Below are 15309 nucleotides of genomic sequence, written 5' to 3'. Positions count from 1 at the left end.
CTTACATTCTTCCTTTAAGCATTCCATGCCAGTAAACAATTGGCAAAATATGTGCTTTTAGAAAGTACATGCTCCAGCGAGGCTTTGCTTGATCAAATGGGAAAGTCTCACATGGATTTCCGTCGTAATCAAATTCTGCAAGAATTAGTTGTCCGTAGCCAGTTACAATCGGACATGAGGTATAACCATTATAGCTTGTATTGAAATTAGTTTTATTATTAATGAATTTCACAATATTTTCGACAAGAACTGGAGCCTGCTTTCTTACTGCCGCACCTGTTTTGGCCGTTGGGACATTTGTCGCATCGCCAATCGCAAAAACATTGGAATATTTCTTATGTTGAAACGTATGCTTATCAACATCAATCCAGCCCGTGCTATCAAGTAGATCACTATCCTTTAAGAAGTCTGGCGCTGACATCGGCGGAACAACATGAATAAAAGAATAATCTTTTTCTATCAGTTCATTTGTTTGGAGATCTCTAAAATAGGCCTTGTTATTTTCACCATCTAGTTTTTCTAAATTGATGTGAAAGTGTGTTTTGATATCTCTTTCTTTTATAATCTTTTCAAGTGCAGCTTTATATTTTGGAATTCCAAAAATTGCCTGACCTGGACTTGCAAACTCAATCGTTACATTGTCTCTATTGCCATGTTTACGTACATAGTCTTCAACAAGGTACATGATCTTTTGAGGAGCACCACCACATTTTAGTGGGGAGTTTGGAAAGGTAAATAGCGCGTTGCCATTTTTAAGCTCTTGGAGAAATTTCCAAGTATAATCCACATAGTCATAGCTATAATTTGAACAAACACCTTTCTTTCCGATGGAGTCTTTTAGGCCTTCAATTTCATTCCAATTAATTTGAATTCCTGGTGCAACTACCAGGATATCGTAATTTAGTGTTCCATGCTCAAGAGTTTCAACTTCCTTCTTATCTGGTCGGATTTGTTGACAACGATCCTTGATCCATTCAACACCATCTGGCATGACTGAAGCAGTTGTACGTCTTGTATCTTCTTTTTTTCCGATACCAGCGCCATTAAGAGTCCAATAAGGTTGGTAGTAATGATACTCAGAAGGTTCAATGACAGAAATAGTATATGAAGGGCTTAATTCATTTCTTAAGCGTGCCGCCATTGTAATACCGGCCGTTCCACCACCAACAATAATAATTTTCATAATTATTTTCTCTTATTTATTTGCTTTAAATGTTGCCCAAAAGTATCCACGAATATCACCGCTCTTATATCCAGTGGCCTTATCACTCGGATAAAGCTGAGTGATCTTTGACTGTACTTCAGGTTTTAGGTTATCTCCATGGCAGTTAAGACAAAGAGGCATTGTTTTGATTGGCATGATAATACCATTCTTATCTGAGTCGATTCTTACAACGGAATATTTCTTCTTATTTTTTCCTGACTCATAACTCATAATTGTGTCATTCATCCAATCCTTTACAGTATTGTTTGGATTTCTATTCTTAAGACTGACACGGCCGACTTCGACTCCGTCTTCATGAAACTTCTTAGTGATCGGCATGGCCTTTGTATTACAAACCGATACAGCGTTAACTGGAGAGACTTTCATTGCTGCTTGAAGCTCTTTCTTAAGTGCCATTGCTGTTTTCTGTATTGCTTGGACGGCCTGCTGCTCAGAGGCAAATAAACTTGATGTAATTAGTAGGGAAATGATTATCTTTTTCATATATATATCCTACCATAAACTCTATTGAGTAAGTTTGATCCTCATCAAGTTTAGATTTTTTTTAACCTTCATGCTTGTTATAATCTAGAAATTACTAGGAGAAGATTATGAATCAAAAATATACACCACCAAAGGTTTGGACATTTACAGAAGGAAATGGGGGACAGTTTGCAAGTATTAATCGCCCAACTGCAGGAGCGCGCTTTGAAAAGGAACTTCCTCAAGGAGAGCATCCGTTTCAACTGTACTCTCTAGGTACACCAAATGGAGTTAAGGTTACGATTATGTTTGAGGAGCTATTAGAGCTTGGAATTAAAGAAGCCGAGTATGATGCTTACTTAATTAATATTGGAGAAGCAGACCAGTTTGGTTCTGACTTTGTTGCTATTAATCCAAACTCTAAGATTCCAGCTTTACTTGATAAGAATAATGGTCAACCAATTCGAGTATTCGAATCAGCATCAATTCTTGTTCACTTGGCAGAAAAGTTTGGACACTTCTTACCAAAGGATCCGGCCAAGAGAGCTGAGGTATTTAATTGGCTTTTTTGGCAAATGGGAAGTGCTCCTTATTTAGGGGGAGGCTTTGGTCATTTCTATGCCTATGCTCCTGAGAAATTTGAGTATCCGATTGATCGATTTGCGATGGAAACAAAAAGACAGCTAGATGTACTTGATAAGCAATTAGAAAATAATAAATACATTGCAGGAGATGAATACTCGATTGCAGATATAGCGATCTTTCCATGGTATGGGGCACTTGTTAAAGGCAAGCTCTATGATGCAGCAGAGTTCTTGTCAGTACATGAATATAAGAATGTTATTCGTTGGGCAGATGAATTGATTAAGAGGCCGGCGGTATTAAGAGGAAGGCTAGTTAATCGAGCTTGGGGAGATGAAGATCAACAAATCCTTGAGCGCCATGGCCAAAGTGACTTTGACGCTAAGGATATTACATATCGTTAGAATTTATAACCAAATCCAAGGCCCAGTCGATTTACTGATAAATCGGTTGGGCCATCCATAAAGTGCATTTTGAAAATTGCATGAGCAAAAAATTTCTTTGTGATATCGCCCATTACATAGGCCATAATCTTGCCTCCAGTAAACTCTTGTTTATCACTTGTGTTAGCGTAACCTATGTCTCGACTTGAAAGTAGTGAGTGAGAGTAGCTAAATTTTGCTAAGAAGTTTCTTCTGTATAACTTAAAGTTTTTTTGTACACCAACAGTTAAAAAGAAGATTTGGTTCTTATCAAATTTAACTTGATCGGCTTCTGTTAATCCATCAAAATTGAAAGTATTAAAACGCTCGAAATCTAGACCAGCATATGCTTCTAGTCCATATTCTGCAAATTTATACGTACCGTATAGGTTAAAACCAATCTCTGGATCAACTGAAACATTATCAAGATACTGATTTGCAGAAGCAGTATTTAGGTGAGAGTAGTAAAGACTTGCTTGAGCACCATACTTGGCATTCACTTGATATACTGACGTAAGGCCCAGGGAAACGGAAGAGTTTTGCTTGAACTCAACAGATCCTGGTGCACTTTTCTGGTTAAATTCTCCAAGAGAAGTCATGTAAAAAACTGAAAATTTTAGTGGGCCAGAATCGTTTTGTTTTTTAGGTGTTGGTCTATCTGATTTAACGACTCCAAATAACGCCTTAATTTGCTCATCAGTTAAGTTTAGAATATTCATGAACTTATTTATATCAATGAGTTCAATCTCGACATAGAGTCTAAAGCTTTTATCTTTTAAATTATTCCAGTCTTTGATATGCCCATTTTCACGTCTTGTTTTCTTGGCCATGAAATCATCTTCTTCATAGTTATAAGAATCAATTAGAAGTTGTTCATAGATTGTTTGAAGTTTTTCACTATTCACTGATTGATATGAAAGTCTAAGATATTGATGCTTAGAATTTCTCTTTGATTCCTCTAAGTTTATTGAATCAGCATATAAATAATTAAATGATAAAAAGAAAAGGCAGGTTAGTTTTAAAAATTTTTGTTTCATTAATTCTCACTTTTATTTACTTTAGTTAAATTATTTTAGTTGAAGATAATCCTTCATCCTATAGAGCGATTTCTGCAGTCTATAAAAAGATATCTGATGTAAAAGCTCGTTTTTTCTAAACTTTTTTTATCCCTCATATGATTTTGTTTAAATAACTTAAAAGTATTTACCGATAGTAAAAATATTGAGTTTAAAAAGTGGGGGAGAATGCAAAACATTCTATTATTGTCGGTCATTGTTTTATTGACCAGTTGTTTAAAAGAGTCGGAGGTTAGCTTTAATTTTGGAATTGAAGTAGCGGCACTAGAAGTTATTTTAAGTGACAGTAGTTCTGGTTCAACAACTCATTCAAATATTAATAGTATTGATATGACAAAAAGTGGTGGAGACGATCTAACTCAGTACTGTATTAGTGAAACGCAAACAACTCCTCCAGTCGATACAAGTGCAGGATCATGTGGAGGAGGAAATTGGGTCACAGGATTTCCAGCTTCATTTGCTTTATCAGGTGGTGATGGACTAAAGACTGTCTATATTTTTGGAGCAGATGATTCAAATGCAATTTCTTCTGAATCCGTGACAAAATCAATTACCCTCGATACGACTGATCCGACTGCTGTTTCCGCATTAACACTTGGAGCAGTTCCCGCCAGTTTATCAATGACTCCTACGGTGACATGGACAACGGACTCAACTGATAACTTAGTTCTTGTGGGTTATCAGGTAAGAGTCATTAAAGTTTCAGACTCTTCTGTTGAGCAGGATTGGACTTCTTTCACAAAAGGAGATTCTGTCAGTGGTTTATCTTTAGATGGAGCAGAAGATTATCGAATCGAAATTCGTGCCATAGACGAAGCTGGAAATACAAGTGTTGTGGTCTCTGATACATTTACAACTTTAAATGTTGCAGGTGGGCTTACATTAGGAGCAACAGAGTTCTCTCTGTTATATCAACCAGGAGGAGCAGGGCCTGGTGAGACTGAGTCGATTACACTAACAAACTCAGGCGGAATAACTACTGGTCTATTACAGGCGCCCCTTATTTATGGAAGTTCAGGGAATTTTCAAGTTACAAACGATACTTGTACTGGAACAACTTTAAATCCTGGTGAGACTTGTACTATTGATATGACGATTAATGCTTCTGCGGATGGATATTATTTTGCCAATATTTATATTACAGATGGAGCGATTGTTTCCTCTGAACATCGTGTGCAGGGAATGGCCACAGGCTATAGTGCTGGAAATTTATATTACTTTGGTTCTTGGGATGTTGGTGCGCCTATTGATGTTTATGATCCACAAAAATTTCAATCTCTTTATCCAAATGATCTCAACAAAGTAGTTGGAAATTTAACTTGGTCAAAAATTGTTGGTGGTTCACAACATTCATGTGGAATTACAACTCAGTCTAAGCTCTATTGTTGGGGTGAAGGTTGGTATGGTGAAATTGGTTATGGTGTTGATGAGCCAAAGTATATTCCTCATATTGTTGATGGTGAAAAGACTTGGAAAGATGTTGCTCCTGGATACCGAATCACATGTGGGATTGATGGAAGCGATGATATGTATTGCTGGGGTGATAATACTTATAATCGTTTTGCAGATGGAACGACAACAGACTCTTTTGTACCAAAGCTCATTCCCGGGGGACTAAAGTGGAAGTCAGTTTCAACTCATAGTTTTCATATCTGTGGAATTGATAGCAATGATGATCTTTATTGTTGGGGAAGAAATCACTACGGCCAAATTGGAATGGGAGATAACACGACAGTTATTACTGGACCAACACAAGTCAGCCCAGGAACAAAGTGGAAGTGGGTTGCGGCCGGAGAGTTGTCAACTTGTGCCGTAACAACAGCGGGAGTTGGCTATTGTTGGGGTTATGGAATAAATGATGTTTTAGGAAATGGTGTTACGGCCCATGCTTATTCTCCAACACCTATTAGTGGTGGACTTGTTTTTGATAAAATCGATATGTTCTGGTTTCATGCTTGCGGCCTTACGACTTCAAATGAAATTTACTGCTGGGGTAGTGACTTCGGTGGAGAAGGAACTTTAGGAGATGGCCTTGGGACAACTTCAAGTGTTCCCGTAAAAGTTGCAGGGGCCCAGACATGGGTTGATCTTACAGCAAGAGGGAGGCACTCTTGTGGGATTGATAATACTCAACAAATGTATTGTTGGGGTGAAGGTGAAGATGGAGAAATTGGAGATGGAGATATCCTTAATCGTCTGACACCTACTCTGGTAATTGGTGGCCATAGTTGGGCCTCGGCATCAGGTTCTGATTATATGAGTTGTGGTGTCACAACAAGTGGTGATGGCTACTGCTGGGGACAATACTGGAACTGGGGACAGGCCGGAACCGGAATGGGGAACGCTGGTCTTTTTATGCCTAAGAAAGTTCCTTTGGCAAAAACTTGGAAGTCTATGGCCGCTGGTTATATGCTTTTTTGTGGTATTGATGACTCCGACGATGCGTATTGCATGGGACGAGACCTCGATGGGGCGCTTGGAAACGGCGCAGCTGATACGGCCACTTATTCTCATCCATCGACAATAGTTACAGGTGGTCACAAGTGGGACGCTCTTAGTGTCAATGAGCGCTCAGTTTGTGGTGTAACAACTTCTAACGATGCTTATTGTTGGGGTAATAATAGTTATGGAAATCTTGGAAGTGGAAATACAACAAGCTCCTTCCATGATCCTAACTTAGTTGTTGGTGGTCATAGTTGGAGTAAAGTTTCGGCGGGTTATTATCATACTTGTGGAATGCGTACCGATGGTGCTGTTTACTGCTGGGGAGCAAATCGTTTCGGTGGTCTAGGAAATGGAGTGGCCACTGGAAATACGACTACCCTTACGACAACACCTACTGCTGTCAACGGTGGCCTTACCTTCACTGATATTGGAGTTGGAGATCACTTTACTTGCGGGTTGGCAACAGATAGTAAAATCTATTGCTGGGGACTCGATTCTCAAGGACAGTTAGGAAATGATACATCTTACACAAGCTCTTCTACACCTGTTGAAGTTGTTGGTGGAGCAGTTTGGACGAGTTTATCTGTTGGGGCATCTCACGTGTGCGCTCTTCAGGCCAGTGGTAATGGATATTGTTGGGGTGGTGGTAATAATGGAGCTCTTGGGCAAGGGGATTCTTCAAACCGACCTGAGCCTGCAATCATAGCGGGACATTCATGGAATAAGCTCGTTTCTGGCATGTGGCATACTTGTGGGATCGAAAATGTAACAGGAGATTTGTACTGCTTTGGTTATGGTCAAGGTGGGGAGGTAGGAAATTATCCAGACACTTTCTGGGGCACTATTGAAACACCACTACTATACGATCGAGGAATTAAATTCTCAGAGATCTTCTTAGGAGGGTCAGCGACATTTGGAATCGCCGCCCCTTAAAAGATAAAGTGATTAATTAGAATTGATAATTAAATTCGATTCTGTGGTCACCGTCAGCAATGTCTACTAGGTTACTCCAATTCGCAAAGTAGCGAAGGTTAAAGCGTGGAGTAAACTGGTAGCTTGCTGCAAATTCGTGAAGAAGAATATTATCTTTTCCACCATATGCTGATGACTCATAAAGGTCAGAACCCGCAAGGGCCGCTGCCCAGATAGGGTTATAATTAAACCAAATTTTATCAGTGATCGTAAATTTTCCGTAGAAGCCAACCACACTATTGATACCAATAACAGAGAAGCCACTATCAATTGAGCTATCGTCTTCTACAGTATTCTTTCCAAATTCAACACCAACTCCTGCTAGAGGATAGAGGTTAACAATCCAAAACTTTGGAAGTGCTTGTAGGATAGAGTAGGAAGCATTTCCTGTTCTTTCTGCTAGAAATGATTCTTTAAGACTATAGTTTATATCTAATTGTGAGCCACTACCTGTTTTTATATTTGCGCTAAAATTTCTGAAGCGAAAACTATCAAGTCGATTAGATCTTTTAGATGTACCATCCCATCCAAGTTCTTCTCCAAGAAAACCCTTGAATTCGATAACATTCATCGCTGCTACATTTTGAATGCCTGTATCATAAGAAATTCCAATCTTAGCATTTAAGCCTTTATTTGTTGCGCCAAGACCTGCTTGAGTATAGACCGCTAAAGGATCAGACATATCTTGAACTTCCTTTGCTAGGGCCGATGAGCATAGAAGTAGTGAACTAATTGCAAGTGATAAAATACGTTTCATATCAATTCCTTTATTTCTTTTCTAAATAACAATTATTATTGCTGAGTTCGTTACGCATGCCAAATTATTCTTTAAAAAATTTTAATATTCTTAAGTTTTTATCCAATAGTGCAGAAGGTAAAAATTTATAGTTTTAAAATTTTATGATGTTGTGGAGTAAGTATCGAAGCATTTAGCGATAAATTATTAGATATGATTGAGCGTAAGTCTTGGTGTGTCGAAAAGTATCGACTCACAAGAGATGCCACTTTAAAGACTTGTGTTGGTCTTAAGATCGAGGACTTCACAGTGCAGTCTGCTCCTGAGGTAAGTCCTCCTAAGTGGCATCTTGCTCATACAACTTGGTTTTTTGAGGAATTTATTCTCGTTAAGTATTTATCAAATTATAAAAGATTTAATGCCGATTATAGTCTCTTATTTAATTCATATTATAAGTCTGTAGGCACCCATTGGAAGCAGGAGAGCAGAGGGCTTCTTTCCCGACCTACTGTTCAAGAAATTCTGAGCTATCGAAATTACGTCGATAGAGCAATGCTGTCATTATTAGAGCTGACGGAAAGTATTGATGAAGTCGAATCGTTATTAGAGGTTGGACTTAATCATGAACAACAGCATCAAGAGCTTCTGCTAATGGATATAAAGCATATCTTAAGTTTGGGGCCAATTGATTCAGTCTACTCCCAAAAGCGACTTGAGAACTTTTCCGCAGGCTCATTAAAATGGCGGCACTTTAAAGAAGGGCTCTATACTTTTGGTCAAGATGAAAGTGAATTTTCATACGATAATGAAGGTCCAGCTCATAAAAGGTATCTTACTTCTTTTGCGATTCGTGAAAGTTATATTTCAAATGGAGAGTACTTAGAATTTATTAATTCAGGTGGCTATCAAAACTTTCAATACTGGCTTAGTGACGGATGGGATTGGATAAATGAGCAAAGAATAATTACGCCTCTTTATTGGCGACTTATTGATGGACAGTGGTATGAGTTTTCCTTACACGGCTTAGTGCCATTAGATATGTATGCACCTGTTTCTCATATTAGTTTGTATGAAGCTCAGGCATTTGCAAAATGGGCGGGTCATCGTCTACCAACTGAATTTGAGTTAGAGTTGGCCCTTGGGGATAAGAAATTACCTCTTTGGTGTTGGAGCTCATCTCATTACTCACCGTATCCAGCCTATGAGTCCTATAAAGGGGAGCTAGGTGAGTACAATAGTAAATTTATGTGTAATCAATTTGTTCTTCGTGGAGGATGTTTTGCAACCCCTGAAGAGCATTATCGTAAAACTTATCGTAATTTCTATCGCGCTCATCAGAGATGGATGTTTGCGGGAATTAGGATTGCAAAGGATATATAATGGAAGTGTCTATACTGAGAGAAGTAAGTGAGAATCAAGAATCAGAATTCTTAGAAGAGTTTGCCATTGATGTTTTAACAGGCTTATCTAAGACTGAAAAAAAGCTATCAACTAAATACTTCTATGATGATCGAGGAAGTGACCTTTTTCAAAAGATTACTCAACATGGTGATTATTATTTAACTAGAACAGAATTTGAAATTTTACTTCAATCAGGTTCTAAACTAGCTAGTTTAATAAGTCATGAAGAAATCGACATTATTGAATTAGGAGCAGGTGACGGCCACAAGAGTGAGTTAGTTATCGATGCCTTTTTAAAAGAAGATAGGAAAGTTAATTATTTTCCAATCGACATCTCAGCACAAGCCTTAAAGCAAATGCAGGCCCATATAACTCATAAGTCTAATTTATCTGTACATGGTATTGTTGCAGATTATTTAGAGGGGTTAAAATTTTTGAAGCAGAAGTCAAAGCGACGTAAGCTTGTCTTATTTCTCGGCTCTAATATCGGAAACTTTGATAGGGCCCAGAGTGAAAGCTTTCTTAGACAACTTTGGAAGCACCTCGATAATGATGACTATTTATTAATTGGTTTTGATCTAAAGAAAGATGTTGAAAAGCTACATGCTGCTTATAATGACTCAAGTGGATATACTCGTGACTTTAATTTAAATCTATTAGATAGAATTAATCGTGAGCTAGGTGGAAATTTCAATAAAGAGAAATTTCAGCATGTCGGAGTTTTTAATCCGAAGTTAGGAGCAATGGAGAGTTACTTACTTCCAAAAGAGAAGCAGGAAGTTTATATCGAAGAGTTAGAGCACCTCTTTGAATTCGAAGCCTATGAGCCACTACATCTCGAATACTCATTTAAGTACTCGAAAGAAGATATAGAAAGAACGTGTCAGCACACGGGCTTCAAATTAAAAGAACACTTTATTGATAAAGAAGAGTTATTTATCGATTCTCTTTGGCAAGTTGTAAAAAGATAGTCTTATATTAAGCTTTTTTTACAACTGAGCACTTAAGATACATCGAACCATGGCCATCGACTTTACAAGAAATGTCGTGTCCATTTACTGGCTCTTCTAGTAGGCGGATATTCTTTACTTTTGTTCCTGACTTAATCGTACCTTTTCCGGCCTTTAGGTCTTTAACAACTGTTACAGAGTCACCATTTTGTAATTGTGCACCGTTAACATCAACAAATTGAGGAGTACTATCTTCTTCAGAGCTAGCATCCAGACTCCATTCATTGAAGCATTCTGGGCAAATCCATAATTGGCCATCGCTATAAGCGTAAGGTGAGCTACATTTTGGGCATGTTTGATTTTCTTCTGTCATGGCATAAGAGTAATACTTAGAACGTTTATTGTAAATATGACTTATCCCCATCAATAAAAAAGTTATTAAAATTTAATTAAAAATTTATGAATTATGTTGACTTTTATCCTCACTGTTCAGTGATTCTGGACTATATTATATAGGTGCAAGATTAGTTTGCTATTTTTATGGAGCATAAATGAATATTTTGATTTTATCTTCTAATAAGAATCTTTACTCTACAAAGAGACTAGTAGAAGAAGCCAAACTTAGAGGTCACCATGTCGAAGTCGCTCGTCCAGACAAATGTTATATGGATGTGGCAACTGGTTCTCCAATGGTTTACTACCGCAAGAGAAAATTAGACAAGGTTGATATTGTTATTCCAAGAATTGGGGCCAGCGTAAGTGCCTATGGTATGGCGATTGTTCGTCAGTTTGAGATGATGGGAGTGTACTGCTTGAACTCGTCCAATGCAATTGGACGCTCAAGAGATAAGTTACGCTCACTCCAAATCCTATCTCAAAAGCATCTACCCCTTCCAAAGACAGGAATGGCAAATAACACTCAACAAACTGAGAGCTTAATCAAGCTTGTTGGTGGAGCGCCAATGGTTGTTAAACTTATTGAAGGCTCTCAAGGTAAAGGTGTTATTTTGGCCGAAACGAAGAAAGCTGCAGAGAGTTTGATTGATGCTTTTAGAATTTTAAAGGCAAATTTTCTTGTTCAAGAATTTATTAAAGATGCAAATGGCGCAGATATTCGTTGTTTTGTTGTTGGAGGCAAGGTTATTGGCACAATGATGAGACAAGCGAAAGAAGGTGAGTTCCGCTCAAATATTCATAGAGGTGGAATTGGATCACCTGTGAAGATTACACCGGAAGAAAGAAAAGTTGCTATTGCTGCCGCAAAGGCAATGAAGCTTAATATGGCCGGGGTTGATATAATTCGTTCTGGTACAGGTCCTAAAATATTAGAGGTTAATTCTTCTCCGGGGCTTGAGGGAATTGAAGGTTGTACGAATAAGAATATTGCCGTTCAAATCATCGATTACGTAGAGAAGAATTATACAAAAGTCATAAAGGATAACTAATTGACGGATCAATTATTTAAATTAAAAGTTGAAGAAGTTGAAATTGGCAGACCAATCGTTGAGTTTGTCAATTTCCCTTCTTTTTACGGGCTTCAAAAAGTAAAAGCTCCTATTTATATCTATCGTGCAACAAAGGAGATCTCTCCCTGTGTTGTAGTCACTGCATGTATGCACGGTGATGAAATCAATGGATTAAGAGCTGCCCAACTTTTAATGAAAGGTAAATTGAAACTTTTAAAAGGGACTTTAATAATCATTCCAGCTGTAAATATTTACGGCTTTTTGAATAAGCAACGATACCTTCCTGATCGTAAGGATCTTAATCGTTGTTTTCCTGGTAAAGCAAAGGGGAGCTTTGGTGCTCGCTTTGCAAATTTTATCTTTAAGCAAATAACGAAGTATGGTGATGTCTTTGTCGATCTCCATTCTGGAGGTCCTGGCCGTTTCAATATTCCACAAATCCGTTGTGATTTAGAAACAAAGGGAATGCTAGAGCTTGTTAACAATATTAGTATTCCATTGGTCGTTAATAGCACGCTTAGGGATGGTTCTCTAAGAGAGGCCATTAATGATTTAGGTAGGCCTTGTATTGTCTTTGAAGGTGGAGAAGGCTTACGCATTGATGAAACAATTGCAAAGTATGGTGTCAACCTCGTTAAGAGTATTCTTAGTCACTATGGCATGATTAGAACTAAAATGAGTTTTAAAGAAGAAAAATTCATTATTAGAAAAACGAAGTGGATGAGAGCGGCCAAAGGTGGACTATTAATTAATAAGGCCCATCATGGAAAAATTGTAAAAGAAGGCGAGATCGTTGGAGAATTGCGCCAACTTACAGGTGAGCTTATTAGTCGAATCACAATGGAGCACGATGGAGTTATTTTGGGTATAAGCAAGTCATCTGTTGTTATGGCCGGAGATGCTCTCTACAATATTGGCTTCCTTGGTGAAGAATCGCATGAAGAAATCGACGACCTTCAAGAAGGTGATGGTGAGCTTTCAGATTACTTTGATTTTGAAGTTTAAAAATTATTAGTCGTCGTTCTTAATTCCCATTAAATGTGAAAATGAGTAAGTGAATTGCTCAGGTATAATTTTCTTATGTAATTCTATAGTTTAGATACTTAACTTATTGTTTTTACACATGTCACATAAACAACTTACGTTTCGATAAAACTGAGTAGTTTAAAATATATGGAGTCATATAATTTCTTTAATAGAAATAACTTTCTCTATGAGGATGTAGGAGACTTATATGACCATGGCAAAAATAAACCAAGAACTTGATTGTCGAAATGTATTTGAAGGAAGTGGAGCTATTTACGATATGCTAGATAAGCTACCGTTTAATGTTATGTATTGCGGAACTGATTTAGTAATCAAATACATTAATCCAAAAAGTTTTGAGAGTTTAAGGGCTATTGAATCTCTTCTGCCTATTCCTGTTGCAGAAATTATTGGTTCAAAAATCGATGTCTTCCATGAGAATCCTATTCATCAACAAAAGCTTTTAGCAAATCCTAAAAATTTACCAATTAAGACTCAGATTAGAATTGGTGATGAATCACTTGAACTAAATGTTGTTGCTGTTATGGATGGTAATGACTACATAGGTGCGATGGTTACATGGGATATCATTACAGATAAGTTAGTCGCTGATAATCGCAATGCTCAATACAGCTCAATGCTTGATAATATGCCAATCAACGTAATGCTTTCAGATCGAGACTTTAATATCACATATATTAATCCAAAATCGAGACAAACACTTACTTCAATTGAAGGACTACTGCCAATTAAGGTTTCTGAGATTGTTGGAAGTAGTATCGATGTTTTTCATAAGAATCCTGCACACCAAAGAAAAATGTTATCTGATCCATCTAATCTTCCTCATGAAACAAAAATTCATGTTGGAGATGAAATATTAAACTTATTAGTAAGTCCAGTAATGGATATGAATAATACTTACCAAGGAGCAATGGTTACTTGGGATGTTATTACAGAAGATGAAAGAATTAAAAAGGCCATCAATGAACTGGCCAAGGAAATGAAAGATAGCACAGAGGATATTTCGACAAAATCATCGAATGTTGCTGAAGGTGCTGTATCTCTTGGTGCAACAACTGAGGAGATGAACGCTTCAGTTGAAGAGTTAACTGCATCGATTAATTCGATCGCTCAAAACGCTAAATCTGCTAATGAAATTGCCGAGCTTACTTCTACAGAAGCACAAGAGGGAGCGAAGTCAATACATGAAGCTGTTGAAGCAATGGAAATTATAACAAGATCATCGGAAGAGATTAGTGAGATTGTAGAAGTTATTCGTGAAATCGCAAGTCAAACAAATCTTTTAGCATTCAATGCTGCTATTGAAGCGGCAAGAGCTGGAGAGCATGGTGCTGGCTTCTCTGTTGTTGCAGATGAGGTTAGAAAGTTAGCAGAGCGCTCTTCACAAGCAACGAAAGAGATCTCAAAGCTTATTAATGATTCTGTTAAGAAAATTTCTGAGGGGAGTCAAATCTCTAAGAAGGCCGGTGAGGCATTTTCAAAAATTGTCGACGGGGTTAATAATACGAATCACTCAATTGCTGAAATTTCTAGTGCCACGCAAGAACAACTTCTTGCAGCAAAAGAGGTAAGTGAGGCCGTACAACAAGTTGCATCTGAAACAGAAAACTCAGCTGCGGCATCTGAGTCAATTGCCATGGCCACTCGCAGTCTAGCTGATGGTGCAAAAAGACTTAGTGACTTAATCCAAGATTAAGAGAAAGGTTTTGCGAATGATTTACTTAATGGAGCTAAATAGTAATCAAATGGAAAAGATTATTGACCTCGTTCACTTCCATACAGGAATTACTATTTCTCCATCAAAAAAAAGTATGCTGCAAGGTCGAATTAGACAGAGGCTTAAGGCACTGGAGTTAGAAAGTTATGATGATTATATTGCTTATCTACAAACTGATATTAATGAAAAGCAAGAATTCATCAATATTATAACGACTAATGAGACAACATTTTTTAGAACTGAGAAAGTATGGAAATACTTTCAAGAAGAATTTTTGATTAATTGGAAAAATTCTTTACCAGTAAAAATTTGGTCAGCAGCATCTTCTACGGGTGAAGAAGCTTATTCTATTGCGATGTCTTGTGAAGAGCATAAAAAGATTAAGTCTAGCTTTCAATATGAAATCGTTGGGACAGATATTTCGACAAAAGTTTTAAAATATGCCCAAGACGCAAGATATAGTGGTCGAAATATTAATAATTTTAAGGAACGACATACAAAACTCTTTCAAACTTACTTCAATGAAGATGATGAGTTTGCAGAAGTTGTTCCCGAGTTGAAGAAGAATACGTCTTTCTCAAGTCACAATTTATTTTCAATTCCTAAAGGTAATATTGCTCAATTTGATATTGTCTTTTTAAGAAATGTTTTGATTTATTTTAAGCAAGAAGATCAAAAACAAGTAATTAATAATATTTCAAGAGCAATGAAGCCTGGAGCAATTCTAATTCTTGGAGAATCAGAAAGCTTGAACGGACTTTCTAGTGAATTTGAGTATGTGCATCCTCAAACTTATAAAAAGAAGTAG

Annotated in this window: 13 protein-coding genes; 8 read left to right on the top strand and 5 right to left on the bottom strand. The window is 37.4% G+C overall.

Features of this window, described 5'->3' with window-relative positions:
* Position 1: 1 nt before the first annotated feature.
* Positions 2–1183 carry an FAD/NAD(P)-binding oxidoreductase gene (locus ACMAYX_RS07390; protein ID WP_392992757.1) on the bottom strand — a complete coding sequence of 394 codons (1182 nt, stop codon included), beginning with the start codon at positions 1181–1183 and terminating at the stop codon, positions 2–4.
* A 12-nt stretch (positions 1184–1195) separates the two neighbouring features.
* On the bottom strand, positions 1196–1708 hold the full coding sequence (locus tag ACMAYX_RS07385) for a DUF3365 domain-containing protein (protein ID WP_412471827.1): 513 nt from the start codon (positions 1706–1708) through the stop codon (positions 1196–1198).
* Between the two features lie 107 nt (positions 1709–1815).
* Here ACMAYX_RS07385 and yghU point away from each other — a divergent pair, with 107 nt between their 5' ends.
* Entirely contained in the window at positions 1816–2673 is an 858-nt protein-coding gene (gene yghU / locus ACMAYX_RS07380; RefSeq protein WP_103218231.1) for a glutathione-dependent disulfide-bond oxidoreductase, read from the top strand.
* Here yghU and ACMAYX_RS07375 read toward each other — a convergent pair.
* Positions 2670–3728 carry a hypothetical protein gene (locus tag ACMAYX_RS07375; protein WP_412471828.1) on the bottom strand — a complete coding sequence of 353 codons (1059 nt, stop codon included), beginning with the start codon at positions 3726–3728 and terminating at the stop codon, positions 2670–2672. The genes yghU and ACMAYX_RS07375 overlap by 4 nt on opposite strands.
* A gap of 207 nt (positions 3729–3935) precedes the next feature.
* Here ACMAYX_RS07375 and ACMAYX_RS07370 point away from each other — a divergent pair, with 207 nt between their 5' ends.
* A complete protein-coding gene (locus ACMAYX_RS07370; RefSeq protein WP_412471829.1) occupies positions 3936–7145 on the top strand; it encodes a hypothetical protein in 3210 nt (1069 codons plus the stop codon).
* Between the two features lie 16 nt (positions 7146–7161).
* Here ACMAYX_RS07370 and ACMAYX_RS07365 read toward each other — a convergent pair whose 3' ends face one another.
* Complete coding sequence (locus tag ACMAYX_RS07365) at positions 7162–7941, bottom strand: hypothetical protein (RefSeq protein WP_412471162.1); 780 nt, start codon at positions 7939–7941, stop codon at positions 7162–7164.
* Between the two features lie 192 nt (positions 7942–8133).
* On the opposite strand from ACMAYX_RS07365, the gene egtB reads away from it, so the two are divergent.
* Both egtB and egtD read left to right on the top strand, forming a co-directional pair.
* Positions 8134–9300, top strand: a complete 1167-nt coding sequence (gene egtB, locus ACMAYX_RS07360) for an ergothioneine biosynthesis protein EgtB (protein ID WP_412470195.1) — start codon at positions 8134–8136, stop codon at positions 9298–9300.
* Positions 9300–10292, top strand: coding sequence for an L-histidine N(alpha)-methyltransferase (gene egtD / locus ACMAYX_RS07355; protein ID WP_412471161.1), 993 nt, complete (start codon positions 9300–9302; stop codon positions 10290–10292). Before egtB ends, egtD begins: the two co-directional genes overlap by 1 nt.
* 7 nt (positions 10293–10299) lie before the next feature.
* Here the strand turns inward: egtD and ACMAYX_RS07350 are convergent, their stop codons facing one another.
* Complete coding sequence (locus tag ACMAYX_RS07350; protein ID WP_103218225.1) at positions 10300–10644, bottom strand: zinc ribbon domain-containing protein YjdM; 345 nt, start codon at positions 10642–10644, stop codon at positions 10300–10302.
* Between the two features lie 178 nt (positions 10645–10822).
* Here ACMAYX_RS07350 and rimK point away from each other — a divergent pair, with 178 nt between their 5' ends.
* The 4 genes from rimK to ACMAYX_RS07330 all read left to right on the top strand — a co-directional run bounded on the left by rimK (position 10823) and on the right by ACMAYX_RS07330 (position 15309).
* A complete protein-coding gene (gene rimK, locus ACMAYX_RS07345; RefSeq protein WP_103218224.1) occupies positions 10823–11716 on the top strand; it encodes a 30S ribosomal protein S6--L-glutamate ligase in 894 nt (297 codons plus the stop codon).
* Positions 11717–12742, top strand: coding sequence for a succinylglutamate desuccinylase/aspartoacylase family protein (locus tag ACMAYX_RS07340; RefSeq protein ID WP_392992743.1), 1026 nt, complete (start codon positions 11717–11719; stop codon positions 12740–12742). It begins immediately after the preceding gene.
* A 229-nt stretch (positions 12743–12971) separates the two neighbouring features.
* On the top strand, positions 12972–14480 hold the full coding sequence (locus ACMAYX_RS07335; RefSeq protein WP_103218222.1) for a methyl-accepting chemotaxis protein: 1509 nt from the start codon (positions 12972–12974) through the stop codon (positions 14478–14480).
* Positions 14481–14496: 16 nt separating this feature from the next.
* Entirely contained in the window at positions 14497–15309 is an 813-nt protein-coding gene (locus ACMAYX_RS07330) for a CheR family methyltransferase (protein ID WP_412463249.1), read from the top strand.

Source organism: Halobacteriovorax sp. RT-2-3 (assembly GCF_047085075.1).
Lineage (GTDB): Bacteria > Bdellovibrionota > Bacteriovoracia > Bacteriovoracales > Bacteriovoracaceae > Halobacteriovorax_A.
The sequence above is the reverse complement of the archived record's forward strand: the minus strand, read 5'-3'. Positions and strand labels throughout refer to the sequence as shown.